Genomic DNA, 17,187 nt, shown 5'->3' with positions numbered 1-17,187 from the left:
ACCATGAACCCGCGGCGGACGCATCGGCGCCTCCTTCCCCGGTACCCTTCGGACCGCCTTCGGCACCGGCCGGCCCTCCGCAGCGCGTGCGGGTCACCGCTCCCCGATCCGCCCCGGCATCAGGGGCTCCGTACACCGTGTCGCGGGAACTGGATGAGCAGACCGAAGTGGGTGAGCTCTTCATCAACTCGCTGATCCGCTCCCAGCTGCGGCTCGCTTTGGTGGTGGGAGGCGGCTTCATGCTGATCCTGCTCGGCGTTCCGGTGCTGCTGGCCTTCCTTCCCGTGATCGCCAGCCTGACGCTTTTCACCGTTCCGCTGCCCTGGTTCCTGCTGGGGGCCGGCGTCTACCCCCTGGTGATCGTCTGCGGCGCACTGTATGTCCGCAGCGCCGCCCGCAACGAGCAGAGATTCCGGGATCTGGTTGATGATGTCTGATGTGATGATCCTTAAAGCAGGATGGCCGGCATGAACCCGGCAACAGGCTACGCAGCCCTGGCAGCGGTCACTGCCGCCACGCTGCTGATCGGCGTTTACGGACTGCGGATTTCGCGGACCACGGGAGATTTCTATGTGGCCTCCCGCACCGTTCGTCCCTGGTGGAACGCCTCGGCCATCGGCGGGGAGTACCTGTCCGCTGCGAGCTTCCTGGGCGTGGCCGGACTGATCCTGGTGACCGGCGTGGATGCCCTTTGGTTCCCCATCGGCTACACCGCGGGCTACCTGATGCTCCTGCTGTTTGTGGTCGCCCCGCTGCGCCGGTCCGGGGCATACACCATCCCGGACTTTGCCCAGTCCCGGCTTGAATCGCTGTCCGCCCGCAGGATCACCAGCCTGCTGGTGATCGCCGTCGGCTGGCTGTACATCGTGCCGCAGCTTCACGGTGCCGCTCTGACGATCCGGATCACCACCGGCCTGCCGGGGTGGGTCGGTTCGGTTGCGGTGGTGGTGGTGGTCTGCCTAAGCGTCATGACCGGAGGCATGCGCTCGATCACCTTTGTGCAGGCCTTCCAATACTGGCTCAAGCTGGTCGCCATCGCCGTGCCGGTGCTCTTTGTCCTCTTTCGGCTTTCCCGCGAGGGCTTGCCGTGGACCGACGGCGGTGCAGCATTTGCCGCCGCCCTGGACCCGGAGACGCACGCGTCCCTCTACCGGAATATTTCACTGAGCATTGCACTGCTCTGCGGCACGCTCGGCCTGCCGCACGTCCTGGTGCGCTTCTACACCAACCCCGACGGGGCTTCTGCCCGGCGGACCACCCTGATCGTGCTGGGCCTGCTCTCGCTGTTTTACATCTTCCCCATTATTTACGGGGTGCTGGGCCGCATCTACACGCCGGAGCTGGCCGCCGGAGGCTCGGATTCGACGGTGCTGCTGCTCCCGGGGCGGGTGTTCGACGGCGCTGTGGGAGACCTGCTCTCGGCGCTGGTGGCGGCCGGCGCCTTCGCCGCCTTCCTGTCCACCACTTCCGGGCTGGTGGTGTCCCTGGCGGGGGTGGTCAGCCAGGAGCTCTTCCGCGGCAGCGTCGGCGGGTTCCGGCTCTCGGCCGTGCTGGCCGCCGTCGTACCCCTGGGGTTGGCCCTGCTGACCAGCTCGCAGGCACTCGCCGGCAGCGTGGGCATGGTGTTCGCCTTTACGGCGTCAACGCTCTGTCCGCTGCTGGTGCTGGGCATCTGGTGGCGGGGGCTCACCTCCCCCGGAGCTGTGGCCGGCATGGTGACCGGAGCGGTGCTGTGCGGAGGCGCCATGGTGGCCGGGGGTGTGCTGGCCACCGCGGGCCTGGCGGCACCGGTCTGGCTGGAGCAGCCGGCGGCCTGGACCGTTCCCGCTGCCTTCATGGTGACCGTCGCCGTGTCACGGCTGCGGCCGGATCTCGCTCCCGCGGGCGCCGCCAAAATCCTGGCCCGGCTGCACACCCCGGAACGGCGGGACTGACGCCGCTGCCGGTCAGCGATGGCCCTAATCGATCGAGGCCATCAGTTCCACGACGCGGTCAAGAAACACATCAACCTGCGTTTCCTCGTACCCCTCGGGGCCCTTGGCCTCGCGGAAAACGGCGCGGCGCACCACGTCCACGCTGAGCGGCTTGTCGTTTTCGAAGTAGCCAAGCAGTTCGTTGCAAAGCGCGTCGACGTCCTGCACGTTGTAGCTGGGCACCTTGCGCTTGCTGGGACGGCGGAACCGTTCCCCGGGCTTGCGGTGCAGCCGGCCCCGAAGGACGGCCGACGTGCGCCCGATCTGCAGGAGCCAGGCTTCTTCGCCCTTGTCCTGAATCAACTGATCTCGTTCGCGCTGTGCAAAGACATCTTCGAGCCGGTCCAGCGCTGCGTCCACGGCCTGCGGTTCGTAGCCGGCCTTGGCCGGGTCAAACGCCATGGAGCGGACGTCGCGGCTGGTTATCGCCTTTGCGGCCGGGCTTTCGGCGTTGTAGTAGCTGCGGGCCTTAGCCAGAAACTCATCAACCTGCCGCGTGTTGTACCCGTATTCCCGACGCCCCACACACTCGAAAGGGGCGCTGGCCTGCCGCGCTTCGTCCATGTCTTAACTGTTCCTCTGTGGTCATGCCGCTTGCCGAGACTGGTGGAAAACCTTTAACTATCCTACGTTGCCGCTCCCCTGCGGCCGGCCAGGCCTGCCGCCGGGGAGCGTCGCCGCTGCTGCCGCACTCCGGAGCTAGGCCCCGGGCACCAGCAGCACCGAGAGCATGAAGACCACGGGTGCAGCGAACACAATCGAGTCCAGCCGGTCCATGATGCCTCCGTGCCCGGGCAGCAGGTTGGACATGTCCTTGACCCCAAGCTCCCGCTTGATCATGGATTCGGAGAAGTCTCCGGCCGTTGCTGCGGCCACCGTGGCAACGGCGAGCACGAGGCCGAACCACCAGGGCTGGTCCAGGAAGTAGAGCGCAGCCACGATGCCAACAACGGTGGCCCCGCCCGCCGAACCGGCGAATCCCTCCCAGGACTTCTTGGGGCTGATTTTCGGCGCCATGGGGTGCTTGCCAAAGACTGCGCCCACGATGTACCCGAAGGTGTCATTGGAAACCACCAAAAGGAGCAGCACGGCTACGCGAACCTGGCCGCCGGGCTCGCCCAGCAGCAGCAGGGCAAAGCTCAGCAGGAAAGGCACCCAGAGCAACACGAAAATTCCGGCCAGAATACTGCGCACGGCGTCTTCCGCGGTGTCGATGGTGCGCCACAGCACGAGTGCGACAACCGATGCCACGAGGGCAAAAGCCAACGCCTCGCTGCCGCCGAAATAAGCGGCGAAGGGCAGCGCCACGGTTCCCACCAAAACGGGAACCAAGGGGACTTTCATCCCCCGCACTTCCAGCGCCCGGCTGACTTCCCACACGCCGACGGCGGCAAAGACCGTTGCAATGGCCACAATCGCAAAGGGGAAGAAGAGCAAACCGGACAGCAGCGCGCCAAGCAGGACAACGCCGACGGCGATGGCAGCCGGCAGATTGCGGCCGGCCTTCGAGGGCTTTGCCGGTGCTTTCGGCTTTTTGCCTTCTCGCTTGGATACCTTCGCCGGTTCGTCTGAACCTGTTCCGTCGGTGGCACTCATGTCCGTGGCCTTTGCTGCCGGAGTCTCAAGGGACGTACCGCCAGCCTTGTTGGGAGGCTGGTCGTTGCTCATCAGACCTCGAGCAGCTCGGCTTCCTTGCGCTTGAGCAGATCATCGATGGCCTCGGTGTGGGCCTTTGTCTGCGCGTCAAGATCCTTTTCGGCACGGGCGCCGTCGTCCTCGCCAATTTCGCCGTCCTTTACCAGGCGGTCCAGCGCATCCTTGGCCTTGCGGCGGATGTTGCGGACCGAGACCTTGGCGTCTTCGCCCTTGGTCTTGACGATCTTGACGTATTCCTTGCGGCGGTCCTGCGTCAGCTCCGGCATGACAACCCGGATGACCTTGCCGTCGTTGGACGGATTGGCGCCCACCTCGGAGTCGCTCAGTGCGCGCTCAATGGCCCGCAGTGCGGAGACATCGTAGGGAGTGATGAGCAGGGTCCGTGCATCCGGCGTGCCGAACGAGGCCAGCTGCTGCAGCTGCGTGGGAGTGCCGTAGTAGTCCACCAGGACCTTGGAGAACAGAGCGGGAGTGGCGCGGCCGGTGCGGATCGTCGAGAAATCCTCTTTGGCAACTTCCACCGCCTTGTCCATTTTGTCGGTGGCCTCGGCCAGTGTTTCTTCGATCATGGTGTCTCCTAACACGCAAAAAATGTCCACGCGGTGGTGGCTGGGCTCTCTTATTCATCCTAAGCCAAAAGGGTCAGGGTTCCCTGCACCGAGCTTGCGAGGCGGAGGGGGGACCCTCTTGGCGCAAAAGGGTCTTAGGTTCCCTGCACCGACCTTGCCCTCAAGCCGGCGGGTGAGCAGCATGACGGCCCGACGGGTCCCGTAGGGAGCTGGAGGAAGGCGGCTTTATTATTCCGGAGGCCGTCCGAGGCCGAGGGAATATCGTTGCCGCCGCTCAGGTCCCGAAGGGACACCGCCGGGCACAGCAGGCTAGTTCGAAACGACGGTGCCGATCTTCTCGCCGCGGATGGCCCGGGTGACGTTCCCTTCGCCTTCCATGCCGAAGACCACCATGTTCAGGTCATTGTCCTTGCACATGGTCATCGCCGTCTGGTCCATGACGCGGATATCCTGGCGCAGGGCGTCGTCGTAGGTCAGGGTTTCCAGCCGCACGGCGGAGGGATCCTTGTTCGGGTCAGCGGTGTAGACCCCGTCCACGCCGCTCTTGGCCATCAGGACCTCGTCGGCGTGCACCTCAAGGGCGCGCTGCGCGGCAACCGTGTCGGTGGAGAAGTAGGGCAGGCCGGCGCCGGCGCCGAAGATCACCACGCGGCCCTTTTCCAGGTGGCGGATGGCGCGCCGCGGGATGTAGGCCTCGGCGACCTGGCCCATGGTGATGGCGCTCTGGACACGGGTCTCGACGCCGGCCTGCTCCAGGAAGTCCTGCAGCGCCAGGCAGTTCATGACGGTACCGAGCATGCCCATGTAATCGGCGCGCGAGCGGTCCATGCCGCTCTGTGAGAGTTCAGCGCCACGGAAGAAGTTTCCGCCGCCCACGACGATGGCAACTTCCACTTCACCAACGGTGGCGGCGATTTGCTTGGCGACGGCGCGGACGGTGTCAGGGTCGACGCCCAGCTTGCCGCCGCCAAAAACTTCGCCGGAGAGCTTCAGCAGTACGCGGCGGCGCGTCAAATCGGTGTCTTTCAGGACGTGGGCCATGGTGCCTCCCGGGCATAGGAACGTGCGTGGTTCAGGATTGGAGAACTGGTTTTGGGCAAACAAAAGGGGCGGCCACCTTGGTGACTGCCCCTTTTGTTCATGATGACGTGTCCGTCAGGTCCAGTGCCTTGTGGGCTAGGCGCCTACGCGGAAACGGGCGAAACCGGACGGTGCGGTTCCTGCCTCTTCGAGGACCTTCGCAACGGTCTTCTTGGCGTCCTTCGCGAACGGCTGGTCCAGCAGAACGATTTCCTTGAAGAAACCGGTCAGGCGGCCTTCAACGATCTTGGTCAGCGCGGCTTCGGGCTTGCCCTCGGCGCGTGCCGTCTCGTCAGCGATGCGGCGTTCGTTTTCCACAGTCTCGGCGGGAACTTCTTCGCGCGTCAGGTAGGTGGGAGCGTAAGCAGCGGTGTGCACGGCGATGTCGTGTGCAGCGGTCTTGGCTTCTTCGCTGTCACCGTCAACGGCGAACAGCACGCCAACCTGGGCCGGCAGGTCCTTGGAAGTCTTGTGCAGGTAGGCATCAACGGTCTTGCCCTCGATGCGTGCCACGCGACGGACAACAACCTTCTCGCCCAAGATTGCGCCTTCCTCGATAACAACCTCGGACAGCGGCTTGCCGTCAACGTTGTAGGCGAGGAGGGTTTCGGCGTCGGCAGCAGCAGATTCAACGGCTGCAGCCAGGACCTTGTCGGCCAGCTCGATGAATTTGGCGGACTTGGCAACGAAGTCAGTTTCGCAGTTCAGTTCGATCATGACGCCGACGGTGCCGTCGATGACCTTGGCCGCAACCAGACCCTCAGCGGTGGAACGGCCTTCGCGCTTGGTCGCGCCCTTCAGGCCCTTGATGCGGATGAGCTCCATGGCCTTGTCGGCATCGCCGTTGGCCTCGTCCAGAGCTTTCTTTACATCCATCATGCCGGCGCCGGTGCGCTCGCGCAGTGCCTTGATGTCAGCAGCGGTGTAGTTCGCCATTTGAACTCCAGTCCTCCCGTTATAAGTTTTGGTGAGATTCCGCCAGAGCGGCTGGCCGGAAAACTCCGGCCAGCCGCGCCAGCAGACATCCCGAAATCACTTTGGCCTCAGCTGCGGTGATTCGGGAACTTTCTATTTACTTCTCTGTTGCGTCCGCGGCGGGAGCCTCAGCAGCGGCCTCGGCCGGAGCCTCTTCAGCAGCCGGGGCTGCTTCAGCCGGAGCTTCGGCGGGAGCTGCTTCAGCGGCGGGGGCTGCTGCACCTTCGAGGAGCTCGCGCTCCCACTCGGCCAGCGGCTCAGCCGGAGCTTCCGTGTTGCCGGACTTGTTGTGGCGGACGATCAGGCCCTCAGCAACGGCGTCGGCGATAACGCGGGTCAGCAGGTTGACCGAGCGGATGGCGTCGTCGTTGCCCGGGATCGGGAAGTCGACGTCATCGGGATCGCAGTTGCTGTCCAGGATGGCAACAACGGGGATGTTCAGCTTCTTGGCCTCGTCAATGGCGAGGTGTTCCTTCTGGGTATCAACGATCCAGACCACGGACGGTGCCTTGGTCAGGTTGCGGATGCCGCCGAGGTTGGTCTGCAGCTTGGTGAGCTCGCGCTTCAGCAGCAGCAGTTCCTTCTTGGTGTGGCCGGAACCGGCAACGTCATCGAAGTCGATCTCTTCGAGTTCCTTCAGACGCTGGATGCGCTTGGCAACGGTCTGGAAGTTGGTGAGCATACCGCCGAGCCAGCGCTGGTTCACGTACGGCTGGCCAACACGGGTGGCCTGCTCGGCGATGGCTTCCTGAGCCTGCTTCTTGGTACCGACAAAGAGTACGGTTCCGCCGTGGGCAACGGTGGCCTTGACGAATTCGTAGGCGCGGTCGATGTAGGACAGCGACTGCTGCAGGTCGATGATGTAGATGCCGTTGCGCTCGGTGAAGATGAAGCGCTTCATCTTCGGGTTCCAGCGACGGGTCTGATGTCCAAAGTGGACGCCGCTGTCGAGCAGCTGGCGCATTGTAACGACGGGCATGTCGTCACTCCTTCCGGCAGCAGTCGGCGTGCCGAAGCACATGTTTCCTGCTGCCAATTGACGGTTGATAGCTGTACGCCCGGGCGGGCGAAGCTCCTGGCGCCCATCAGCTGAGTCAGCATGCCTCTCCTGCCGGCTTACCGGACCGATGGAAAGGCACCCGCGGCTTTCCCGAAGGAAGGTCACGGATAATTGGGGCACGCGTAGTCAGTCTCCAGTGCCGGAAATCGCCTGCGCTTCGGTGAAACGCGGAAGCGGCATCCCCCTGCGGGCAGGGAACATGGCACAGCAAACTGCTTCGTCAACTATACACCAGCTGCGGGGCGCTTCCGTCCTCCCCAGCGCCGCTTCGACCGCCGCAGCAGTGAACTTTTCCACCCCCGTCCCGGATCCTCCGGTAACGGCAGGGCGTCCGGCACACGATGAAGCATGAACTTTCGAACGTGGGGCTGCCGCTTGCTCGTTGTTCTCCTGATCCTGCCGGTCTCCGCCACCGTGCCGCTCGAAGCCGGGGCAGCACCGGCCGCGGCCGCGCGGGACGGAGCCGGCCCGGACCTTGCCTGGTCCGCCGCGGCATACGAGCCCGCTTGGAGCTGGCCGGTTTCACCGGCACCGGAAGTGGTCCGGGGTTTCCGTCCGCCGCCGCAACGCTGGCTGGCCGGCCACCGGGGAGTGGACCTTGCCGCACCGTCCGGCACGCAGGTTCTCAGTCCAGCAGCGGGCACCGTGGTCTTTGCCGGGCGGGTGGTCAACCGGCCCGTCATGACAGTGGACGTGGGCGGGGGCCTGCTGACGAGCTTTGAACCCGTGGATGCCGCGGCATCCACCGGAGACCGGGTGGCGGAAGGCGAACTCATTGGAGTACTGGCCGAATCGACGCAGGGGCACTGCGCGGCATCCTGCCTGCACTGGGGTGTGCGGCTAAACGGCGAGTACGTGAATCCACTGCGTTATGTCACCGACCGCAGGCCGTCGGTCCTGCTGCCGCTGCGCAAGTCCTTCGCCTCTGCCGGCAGTGAAAGGAGGAACAGATTTACTCCGGCAACGGAGTGCGGCCAGCCCCCTGAGGGACTGGCCGCACTGCGGATACAACAACCGGGCAGATCGGTTCGTTATTTAATTCTCTGTTGAAACGTTCAGCCGCGGTCAACCATTTTCCGGTTACACGAACGCGGCAACACCGGTGATGGCACGCCCGGTGACCAGGGTGTTGATCTCGTATGTTCCTTCGTAGGAGTAGATGGCCTCGGCATCAGCGAAAATCTTGGCCATGCCGTAGTCCGTGACAATCCCGTTTCCACCGAGAATACTGCGCCCCATCGCCACCGACTCGCGCATGCGGGCCGTGGTGAAAGCCTTGGCCAGGGCGGACTGTTCGTCCTTGGCCTGGCCCAGGTCCTCCAACTGTGCCAGGCGAACCATCATGCCCATGGAGCTGACGGTGTTGCCCAGGATCTTCACGAGCTGTTCCTGCACCAGCTGGAAGGATGCCAGCGGCTTGCCGAACTGATGACGCTCCACGGCGTACTTGCGGGCCACGTCGAAGGCCGCCATCTGCTGACCCACGGCCTGCCACGCCACGGCGAGGCGGGTGACCTTGAGGACCTTGTTGGTGTCCTTGAAGCTATTGGCGCCCTTCAGGTGGAAATCGTCGCTGACCACCACGTTGTCCAGGACGATGTCGGCATTCTGCACGGTGCGCAGCGCAATTTTGTTCTCAATCTTGGTGGCGCTGTACCCCTCGGTCTTGGTGTCCACCAGGAACCCCTTGACCTGGTTGTCTTCGACGTCGCGGGCATAGATGACAACCCAGTCGGAGAAGGTGGCGTTGCCGATCCAGCGCTTTTCACCGTTGAGGATCCAGTTGTCCCCGTCGCGGCGGGCCGTGGTGCGGGTTCCGCCGGCCACATCGGAGCCGCCGAGCGGCTCGGTCAGGCCGAAGGCGCCGATCTTCTTCAGCGAGTAGATGTCCGGAAGCCACGCGGCCTTCTGCTCTTCCGAGGCGAGAGCCTCGATGGAACCCGTGAAGAGGCCGTCATGCACGCCCATGAAAGTGGCAAACGAGGTGTCCGCACGGGTGAACTCGGCATGGCAGAGGCCGGCAAAGAGATTGGAGTGGCCCTGGCGGTACACCGGGCTCATGACGTCCAGTTCGGCAATCTTGGGGATCATGTGGTGCGGGAATTCACCGGCATTCCACCAGTCAGCGGCATGCGGCGTGACCTCGGTCTTCAACCAGGCCCGGACTTCGTGGAGGCGGTCCCGCTCCTTGTCCGAGAGCAGGTCCTCAAATGCGTAGAAGTCGCCGTCCGCGTACGGAAGGTTGTCGACGTCGATAATTGCCATGGGAAATATCCTTCGCTGCTGATCATCAGTGATCCGGGGCTGTGAAGCCGGTCTCACCCATGTTACCCATCAGTAACATGATGTACAACACGATCGCTTTCTGCGGGCAGGGGCTGCCGGCCTGCGGTGCAAAAGGAAACACCCCGGTCCGAAGACCGGGGTGTTGCCTATGTCGCGAGTCATCCGTGAACGATGTCCCGACTCATCACACGGTAGGGCTGGTGGGGCTTGAACCCACGACCCACGGATTATGAGTCCGCTGCTCTGACCAGCTGAGCTACAGCCCCGTGCTGCCCCCTGCGGGGCGGGTGTTGCGCCGAAGGCAACATGGACATCCTAGTGGCAGGCGTGTCCCTCCTCCCAATCCGGCGGGAGGGACACGGGAACTAGATGGTTCCCTGGCCCTGCGGCCGCCCGTAGTAGAGGTCCTCGAACGTGGAGAGGGTCGCGTCCAGGCTGTGGCGTTCCACCATGGAGCGGCTGTGGGCACCCATCCTGGTCCGTTCATCCGGGTCCAGTTCGAGGATGGAGGTCAGCCGTTCGCTGAGTTCGTCGCTGTTTCCAGGTTCAAACAAGTAACCGTTGCGGGCCGGGTCCACGAGATGCGGCAGAGCCATTGCATCAGCCAGTACCACCGGGGTGGACGCTGACATGGCCTCCAGCGTGACCAGTGACTGGAGTTCGGCGGTTCCGGGCATGACAAAGACATCCGCGCGCTGGTAGGCCCGGCGCAGTTCTTCGTCGGACACCAGACCGCGGAAGACCACGCGGCCTTCCAGACCCAGCCGTTTGACCTGCTCCTGCAGACTGCCCTTGACTTCGCCGCCGCCGATAATTTCGGCGTGCACGTTGAGGTGGTCAGGGGCTTTGGCGACGGCGTCGATCAGCACGTCCACGTGCTTTTCCTCGGCCAGCCGTCCCACAAACAGAACGGTGGGATACGGATGTGGTTCGATGCTCTCGCCGGGCTTGAGCTCGTAAACGGCTGCGTCGATGCCGTTGGACAGTGGCAGGACATCCGGCAGGAACGCGTGCGCGTGCATGGCTTTTGCAGCCAGCGGAGTGGGCGTGGTGACCACTGCCGCGCGGCCCATGACCTTGCCCATATCCTTCCAGGAGTTCTTGGCAACGATGTTCTTGAGCCAGCGGGGAAACGGCAGGAAGGGATCAAGGTTTGCAGGCATGAAGTGGTTCGTGGCAATCACGCGGATGCCCCGCTTCTCCGCCTCGTACAGCGTGTACTCCCCCACCATGTAGTGGCACTGGATGTGAACGACGTCGGGCTGCACCCGGTCAAAGAGCAGGCTGATTTCCTTCTTGATCTCCCAGGGCAGGCAGATGCGCCAGTACTCGTGCGTGGGGACGCCGTGGGACCGAAGGCGGTGGACGGGCCACTCCCCGTCAAGATCGCTCCTGCTGCCGCCGTCGACATCATTGGGCGCCAGCACGTGGACGTCATGACCGCGCCCGTGCAACCCGCGGGCGAGCCTGTAGCCGAACTGCGCGGCACCGTTCAGATGGGGCGGGTAAGTGTCACACGCAATGAGGATGGTCAGCGGTTTGTCGGCCGATGCGTCGTCGGTCACGGGGAGCCCCTCTTTTGATCTTTGGGAGTTTTTGCGGCGGCCTGCTTTTGCCGGCGCCGTGCCTCTGCCCGTCGTTGGATAACGTCCGGATGATATCGGGAGAGGGCAACAACCCCCACGATAGCAATCAAAGCTGCCACCCCCATGGCAACGGCAGCCACGGCAGGCACATTCGGCACCAGTTCATGGAGGACTCCGATGCCGATGGCAATGCCCACCATCGGATCGATAACCGTCAATCCGGCGATGACCAGGTCCGGCGGGCCGCTGGAGTAGGCGCTCTGCACGAACCAGGCCCCCAGCCCTCCCGCGACGGCAATTCCCAGGAGGGTGTACCACGGCACGTTGAGCAGGAACCGCCCGTTTGGATTCAGCAAATCGGCCGCAATGACCTTGGTCAGTACGGCCACGAAACCGAAAAGCACTCCGGCGCCCACAATGAAGCCGATAGCGCCGATTCGCCGGCCGAACAGTGCGTTCAGTGTGCCGAAGAACACCACAGCCACCGCCAGAATCAAGACGATGGTGAGCTCCTGCGCGGGGCGGACCTCCTGCTGGTCCCGGGTGACGCCGACGGCGAGGGAGACAAACAGAGCGCTGCCCACCACGCATGCCACGATGGAGACGACGGTAATGCGGTTCATCCGCAGGCCCTGATCCCGCGAGTTCACGATGGTGGTGATCACCAGGGCAATGGAGCCGATGGGCTGGACCACGGTCAGCGGAGCCAGCGTCAGTGCGGTGACGTTGAGCGCCGTCCCCACCCCCAGCAGGAACAGCCCCAGCAGCCAGCGGGGATTGCGCAGCAGCCGCAGCAACTGTGAAGAATTCAGCTCCAGGCCGCCGGTGTCAGCGCTGACCGCGCTCCCTTGGCGCTGGGCGCCAAAGGCCAGGAACACCGCGCTGGCCAGGGCGCAGGTGATGGCTATGCCGACCATCAGCCGTTACCGGCGGCAGTGCGTTCCCGGCCATGCTTGAGCCAGGACGCCCGCAAATATCCTGCCGCCGCAAGGATGTGGCCCACGCAGCCCAGCAGGAGGAGGCCCGTTCCGGCGGCGGAGAGCCAGCCGTAACCAAATCCGGGGACCAGCTCGAGCAACAGCAGCGGGGCACCCAGCAGGAGCAGTGCGGTCCGGATTTTGCCGATGGTGCTGACGGGAAGATTGGGACTTCCGCGGAACAACAGCAGGGCGTTGAGGATCAGCACGGCGTCGGGAATCACAATGGCCAGCACCAGCCACGAGGGTGCAATCCCCTGCACAACGAATGTTGTCGCGACAATGATCAGGGCAAGGCGGTCAGCCACGGGATCCAGCCATTTGCCCACGCGGGATACCTGGCCCAGCCGGCGGGCCAGATAACCGTCCACCCAATCGGTGCAGCCCACGGACACAAGTGTCATGAACGCCGGACCGTACTCTTCGTGAACGGTGAACCAGACGAACAGCGGCACTCCGAGAAAGCGAAGGACCGTGATCAGGTTCGGAACGGTCCAGAAGGTGTCCAGTTCCGTGTCCACACGGTCCGGACGCGTTCCCGCACCGATGACTCTGATCACGGCCCACTCCCCTTGTCAGCGATAATGGGACCTATTTTTGGGAGATCCTGCGCATCATGATGACCATGGCCAGCAGGGAAGCCGCCAGCACCGTCAGCGGCTGCCAGCGTTCCTTGATCAGGGCCATGATCTCATCGCTGGACGACGACTCGGCGCCCTGTCCGTTGGAGTCGGAGCTGCGGTGCTGAGCCGCGCGGCGTGCCTTCAGCTCCCGGATCTGGTCCTTGACATCGACTTTTTCGGCCAGGCCGTCGCGTACGGCAGCCATATGTTCGCGGCGCTGCCTTGTGCGGGTGCGCAGCTCCTCGGGAGTGGCCGGTTTCGGGCCGTCCTCGTTCGAGTCCTTCTTCTTGTCCTTGTCTTTGTCCTTCTTGTCCTTGTCTTTGTCCTTGGGTTCCGCCGGCTTCTTCTCCAGCGTGGCCGGATCGAAGCTGCGGCCTTCCTTCAGGACGCCAAGGTCATACCGCAGGCCGTAGATGGCTTCTTCCGGAAGAAGCGGCAGTGTCTTCTTGAAGCGGCTGTATCCGATCAGCCCGCCCACGGCGGCAATGATCAGGAAGAGCAGTGCCACGAGCAGGGCGGCAAGCCAGTCCGGCATAACGGTGCCCAGACCAAGGATCGCGGCGACAACCAGTGCAACGGCCAGGCCGGCGATGAAGAGCAGCGCCACCACCATAAACGCAGCGGCAATGCCGGCCTTGATGCCCTTCTGCTTCATTTCGGCAGTGGCCAAACCAAGCTCGTCGGTCAGCTGGCGGGGGGTCAGCCGGGCCATTACTTTCGCCAAACCGACCAGCGAGGAATTCCCTGCGGTCCTTCGTGTATTAGCAGAGCGTTTCATGCGCCCAGCCTCCGTCCCCTGATTAACCTTCGCCGTTGCCATTACCCAAAATTACCATTGTCCCCAGCTTTCACATTGTGAACAGGACGATCCTGCCTACGTGGTTTCCAGACCTTCCCGGTCTTCGAGGTCCCGTCCGGAGAATTCCGGCAGCTTTGTCTTCACGAACCAGAAGGAAATCACGGCGAAGACGGTGAAGATGGCGTACATGATCCAGACGCCAAAGTTGTCGCTCACCCAGGGGAACGACAGCGTGACAATGAAGTTGAAGATCCAGTTGACCATCGCGCCCAGCCCCAGGGCCAGGGAACGGATGTTGTTCGGGAAGACCTCGCCGAGGGTGACCCACATGACCGGCCCCCAGGTGGCAGCAAAGAAAATCACGAAGAGGTTCGCGCCCACGAGCGCCACCGGCCCCCAGATACCGGTCAGCTCGACGCTGTCACCGATGCCTTCGGCCTGGGAAAAGGAAATCGTGGCCATCAAAAGGCCAACGAACATTCCGGCGGAACCGATCATCAGCAGCTTGCGGCGTCCGATCCTGTCGACAAAGGCAATGGCCACGATGGTCATAACGACGTTGATGACGGAGGTGATGACCGACGTCGTGAACGAGTCGCTTTCGCTGAATCCCACGGACTTCCACAGCGTCGTGGAGTAGTAGAAGATGGCGTTGATGCCCACCAGCTGCTGGAAAGCGGCGATGGCCATGCCAACCCAGAGGATCGGCTGGAGTCCGAACTTCGGGCCGCGCAGGTCCTTGAAAGTGGGCTTCTTGCTGTTGAAACTCTCCCTGATCTGTCGGATCTTCAGGTCCGTGTCCTGAACCCCGGACACGGAGCGCAGCACCCTCGCCGCGTCTTCGTCCCGGTTGTGGCGGACCAGATACTGGGGAGATTCCGGAATGGTCAGGGCCAGCACACCGTAAACGATGGCGGGAAGGACACCAACCAGCAGCATCCAGCGCCACGCCGCCAAGCCCCACCAAAGTTCTCCGAGGGCACTGCCCGCGGCATCAGCCAGGAAAGCGTCGGACAGCAGCGCGGCAAAGATGCCCAGGGTGATCGCCAGCTGCTGGACCGAGCCCAGCGCTCCGCGCCACTTGCTGGGGGCAACCTCAGCGATGTAGCCCGGTGCGATGACGGACGCGGTGCCGATGGCGAGGCCTCCGACAAGGCGCCACCACATCAGGTCCCACTCGCTGAAGGCATAGGCGGAACCCACGGAGTTGGCGGCGAACAGAATGGCAGCGCCGACCATGACCTTCTTGCGTCCCAGCCGGTCTGCCAGCTGACCGGCAAACCAGGCACCCGCTGCGCAACCCAAAAGAGTGATGGCGACCGTAAAGCCCAATATCCCGGGGCTGAGTGTAAATTCTTCGCCAATGGCGTCCACGGCGCCGTTGATCACCGCCGTGTCAAACCCAAACAGCAGGCCGCCCACTGCTGCCGCCACGGTAACTGCAATCACCTTGAACGGGTGGGCCACCTTTTCGGATTCACCCGGGTGAGGCTCTGGCTGGCTTGCGCCCATTGAAGGTTCCTCTGTCTCTCGTAGATGTTGTGAAAGTCCCGCCCCAAACCTACTAATCCTACGCATAACCCTAGGCACGATGGGCCTAGGTGGGAACAGGCCGAGAAGCAGAGGCCTTGTCGTTGCGGCGAAAGCGGTGCCGGGCCGGAACTCCACAACCGCCGAAAAACACTGCAGGCCGCCGATGTCCTGCGTGCGGCGGCCTGCAGGGGCGTTTTCCCGTAAGGCTAGCTGTCCCGCGCGGCGGCGGCTACTGCTGCTGCGACGGCCGGCGCGACTCGGGGGTCCAGCGGGCTGGGGACGATGAAGCGGGCGCTGAGATCGGCTCCCACCAGGTCTGCGATGGCTGCAGCGGCCGCTACCTTCATGGCCGGGGTGATCCGCCGCGCGCCGCTGTCCAGGGCGCCGCGGAACACCCCCGGAAAGGCCAGCACGTTGTTGATCTGGTTCGGGAAGTCGCTGCGCCCGGTGGCAATCACGGCGGCATAGCGTGCAGCCACCTCGGGATGGACCTCCGGATCGGGATTGGAGAGGGCAAAAATCACCGCATCCGGGGCCATGGTGGCCAGAACTGCCTCATCAACGGTGCCGGAGGATACTCCGATGAAGACGTCCGCATCGTTGAGGGCTTCAGCGGCTCCGCCGTCCACGCCTCGGGGATTGGTCCTGGCGGCCAGGTCAGCCTTGACTCCGGTGAAATCCGACCGCCGTTGAGAGAGAATCCCGCGTGAATCGAGGACCACCACGTCTTGGATTCCGGCGTCCAGCAGGATGTTGGCGCAGGCCACTCCCGCGGCGCCGGCGCCGGAGATCACCACCCGCAACCCTTCCAGCGCGCGGTCGACGACTCTCGCAGCATTGAGCAAAGCGGCGAGAACCACGATGGCGGTGCCGTGCTGGTCATCATGCATGACCGGGCAGTCCAGGGCTTCGATGAGCCGCTGCTCCAGCTCGAAACAGCGCGGCGCGGCAATGTCTTCCAGGTTCACGGCGCCATAGCTTGGGCGCAGCCGGACCAGCGTTTCGATGATTTCATCAACGTTGGTGGTGTCCAGGACCAAGGGAATGGAGTTCAATCCCCCATAGGTCTTGAACAGAGCCGCTTTGCCCTCCATCACCGGCAGGGAGGCCGACGGTCCGATGTTGCCGAGCCCGAGAACTGCCGTACCGTCGCTGACCACAACCACTAGGCGGGAGGCCCAGGCGTACGTGTCCGCCAGTGCGGGATCTGCGGCGATCGCCCGGCTTACCTCTGCCACGCCGGGCGTGTAGGCGATGGACAGGTTCCGGCTGCTGTCCAGGGGAAGCCGAGATTCGACGGATAATTTGCCGCCCTCATGCGAACCGAAGATGTCCTCCGTGCTAATGGGCTGCCGGGCGTGTACGTGTGATGTCATGACGAGGCTCCTGCCGATGTTGCCGGGGATAGGCCGTGAGCCGGCCGGCGGGATGGAACCCGGGGGCGCTCACGGCGGAATCCGGACCTTGGGATCCGGATTCGAGGCAACAGGATGTTTTGCCTGCAGCAGGCCGGTGGCGGCCCCCCGGGGAATGTCCGGGGCTGGCCGTCGTCGGCGATCTACCGGCCCAGTGTAACCGCAGAAGTTGCCACTTTGAGGCAGTCGCGCGTCTTCGGTTGCGCCCGGGAGAAGCCCGAGCCGTCCGCTGACATAAAAAATGACCCCCTGGCAGGCATTTTCTGCCTTCCAGGGGGTCTCTTGCTCCTCCGACTGGACTTGAACCAGTAACCCTTCGATTAACAGTCGAATGCTCTGCCAATTGAGCTACGGAGGAAAGCGCGAGATCAACTATACAGGGTTTTTGGAGTGCATTCTCCACAAACGGTGTGTCGTACCTCTCCTTCCCGGGAACGGGCCGGCAGCGTGCAGGCGGGGGGGGCTGGAGGCATTGGCGTGGACAGCGATTAACGCAAAAAGACCCGTGACCGGCATACCGCCCGGTCACGGGTCTTCTCTCTTGCTCCTCCGACTGGACTTGAACCAGTAACCCTTCGATTAACAGTCGAATGCTCTGCCAATTGAGCTACGGAGGAAAGCGCGTGTCCTACTCTACAGAGGTTTTACAGGGAAG

16 protein-coding genes and 3 tRNA genes are annotated in these 17,187 nt (G+C 63.7%); 3 read left to right on the top strand and 16 right to left on the bottom strand.

All coding sequences use genetic code 11. The annotated features are described in order from the left end of the window. Window positions 1-137 precede the first annotated feature (137 nt). Both MUG94_RS05525 and MUG94_RS05520 read left to right on the top strand, forming a co-directional pair. Entirely contained in the window at window positions 138-437 is a 300-nt protein-coding gene (locus MUG94_RS05525) for a DUF485 domain-containing protein (RefSeq protein ID WP_227908136.1), read from the top strand. A 30-nt stretch (window positions 438-467) separates the two neighbouring features. Beyond that, complete coding sequence (locus MUG94_RS05520) at window positions 468-1,934, top strand: sodium/solute symporter (protein ID WP_227908135.1); 1,467 nt, start codon at window positions 468-470, stop codon at window positions 1,932-1,934. A gap of 24 nt (window positions 1,935-1,958) precedes the next feature. Here MUG94_RS05520 and MUG94_RS05515 read toward each other — a convergent pair whose 3' ends face one another. The 6 genes from MUG94_RS05515 to rpsB all read right to left on the bottom strand — a co-directional run bounded on the left by MUG94_RS05515 (window position 1,959) and on the right by rpsB (window position 7,232). After that, window positions 1,959-2,537 (bottom strand): DivIVA domain-containing protein, encoded by a 579-nt coding sequence (locus MUG94_RS05515; RefSeq protein WP_227891262.1) that lies wholly within the window; start codon window positions 2,535-2,537, stop codon window positions 1,959-1,961. 135 nt (window positions 2,538-2,672) lie between these two features. After that, window positions 2,673-3,569, bottom strand: coding sequence for a phosphatidate cytidylyltransferase (locus MUG94_RS05510; protein WP_227908205.1), 897 nt, complete (start codon window positions 3,567-3,569; stop codon window positions 2,673-2,675). 71 nt (window positions 3,570-3,640) lie between these two features. Then, a complete protein-coding gene (frr, locus tag MUG94_RS05505; protein WP_227891264.1) occupies window positions 3,641-4,198 on the bottom strand; it encodes a ribosome recycling factor in 558 nt (185 codons plus the stop codon). A 309-nt stretch (window positions 4,199-4,507) separates the two neighbouring features. After that, on the bottom strand, window positions 4,508-5,239 hold the full coding sequence (pyrH, locus tag MUG94_RS05500) for a UMP kinase (protein WP_227891265.1): 732 nt from the start codon (window positions 5,237-5,239) through the stop codon (window positions 4,508-4,510). A 135-nt stretch (window positions 5,240-5,374) separates the two neighbouring features. Then, window positions 5,375-6,214: a translation elongation factor Ts gene (gene tsf, locus MUG94_RS05495; RefSeq protein ID WP_227891266.1), complete on the bottom strand. Its 840-nt coding sequence runs from the start codon at window positions 6,212-6,214 to the stop codon at window positions 5,375-5,377. A 136-nt stretch (window positions 6,215-6,350) separates the two neighbouring features. Beyond that, on the bottom strand, window positions 6,351-7,232 hold the full coding sequence (gene rpsB / locus MUG94_RS05490) for a 30S ribosomal protein S2 (RefSeq protein ID WP_227891267.1): 882 nt from the start codon (window positions 7,230-7,232) through the stop codon (window positions 6,351-6,353). Window positions 7,233-7,661: 429 nt separating this feature from the next. Between rpsB and MUG94_RS05485 the strand changes: the two genes are divergently transcribed. Next, complete coding sequence (locus MUG94_RS05485; protein WP_227908134.1) at window positions 7,662-8,363, top strand: M23 family metallopeptidase; 702 nt, start codon at window positions 7,662-7,664, stop codon at window positions 8,361-8,363. 30 nt (window positions 8,364-8,393) lie between these two features. Here MUG94_RS05485 and MUG94_RS05480 read toward each other — a convergent pair whose 3' ends face one another. The 10 genes from MUG94_RS05480 to MUG94_RS05435 all read right to left on the bottom strand — a co-directional run bounded on the left by MUG94_RS05480 (window position 8,394) and on the right by MUG94_RS05435 (window position 17,149). After that, on the bottom strand, window positions 8,394-9,578 hold the full coding sequence (locus MUG94_RS05480) for an acyl-CoA dehydrogenase family protein (protein WP_227891270.1): 1,185 nt from the start codon (window positions 9,576-9,578) through the stop codon (window positions 8,394-8,396). 213 nt (window positions 9,579-9,791) lie between these two features. Beyond that, a tRNA-Ile gene (locus tag MUG94_RS05475) sits at window positions 9,792-9,865 on the bottom strand. Between the two features lie 99 nt (window positions 9,866-9,964). Next, window positions 9,965-11,164 (bottom strand): glycosyltransferase, encoded by a 1,200-nt coding sequence (locus MUG94_RS05470; RefSeq protein WP_227908133.1) that lies wholly within the window; start codon window positions 11,162-11,164, stop codon window positions 9,965-9,967. Next, the gene (locus MUG94_RS05465) at window positions 11,161-12,102 is read right to left on the bottom strand and encodes a DMT family transporter (RefSeq protein WP_227891274.1); all 942 of its coding nucleotides are present in this window, start codon (window positions 12,100-12,102) and stop codon (window positions 11,161-11,163) included. Before MUG94_RS05465 ends, MUG94_RS05470 begins: the two co-directional genes overlap by 4 nt. Next, window positions 12,102-12,722 carry a CDP-alcohol phosphatidyltransferase family protein gene (locus tag MUG94_RS05460; protein ID WP_341482159.1) on the bottom strand — a complete coding sequence of 207 codons (621 nt, stop codon included), beginning with the start codon at window positions 12,720-12,722 and terminating at the stop codon, window positions 12,102-12,104. Before MUG94_RS05460 ends, MUG94_RS05465 begins: the two co-directional genes overlap by 1 nt. Window positions 12,723-12,753: 31 nt before the next feature. Next, complete coding sequence (locus tag MUG94_RS05455; protein ID WP_227908132.1) at window positions 12,754-13,563, bottom strand: phage holin family protein; 810 nt, start codon at window positions 13,561-13,563, stop codon at window positions 12,754-12,756. 96 nt (window positions 13,564-13,659) lie between these two features. Beyond that, on the bottom strand, window positions 13,660-15,096 hold the full coding sequence (locus MUG94_RS05450; RefSeq protein WP_227908131.1) for a sugar porter family MFS transporter: 1,437 nt from the start codon (window positions 15,094-15,096) through the stop codon (window positions 13,660-13,662). 227 nt (window positions 15,097-15,323) lie between these two features. Continuing rightward, window positions 15,324-16,493, bottom strand: a complete 1,170-nt coding sequence (locus tag MUG94_RS05445) for an NAD(P)-dependent malic enzyme (RefSeq protein ID WP_227908130.1) — start codon at window positions 16,491-16,493, stop codon at window positions 15,324-15,326. Window positions 16,494-16,817: 324 nt separating this feature from the next. Further along, a tRNA-Asn gene (locus MUG94_RS05440) sits at window positions 16,818-16,890 on the bottom strand. A gap of 186 nt (window positions 16,891-17,076) precedes the next feature. Continuing rightward, a tRNA-Asn gene (locus MUG94_RS05435) sits at window positions 17,077-17,149 on the bottom strand. Window positions 17,150-17,187 lie beyond the last annotated feature (38 nt).

It is taken from the genome of Arthrobacter gengyunqii (genome assembly GCF_023022985.1).
In the GTDB taxonomy this organism is placed as follows: Bacteria; Actinomycetota; Actinomycetes; order Actinomycetales; family Micrococcaceae; genus Arthrobacter_B; species Arthrobacter_B gengyunqii.
The sequence above is the reverse complement of the archived record's forward strand: the minus strand, read 5'-3'. Positions and strand labels throughout refer to the sequence as shown.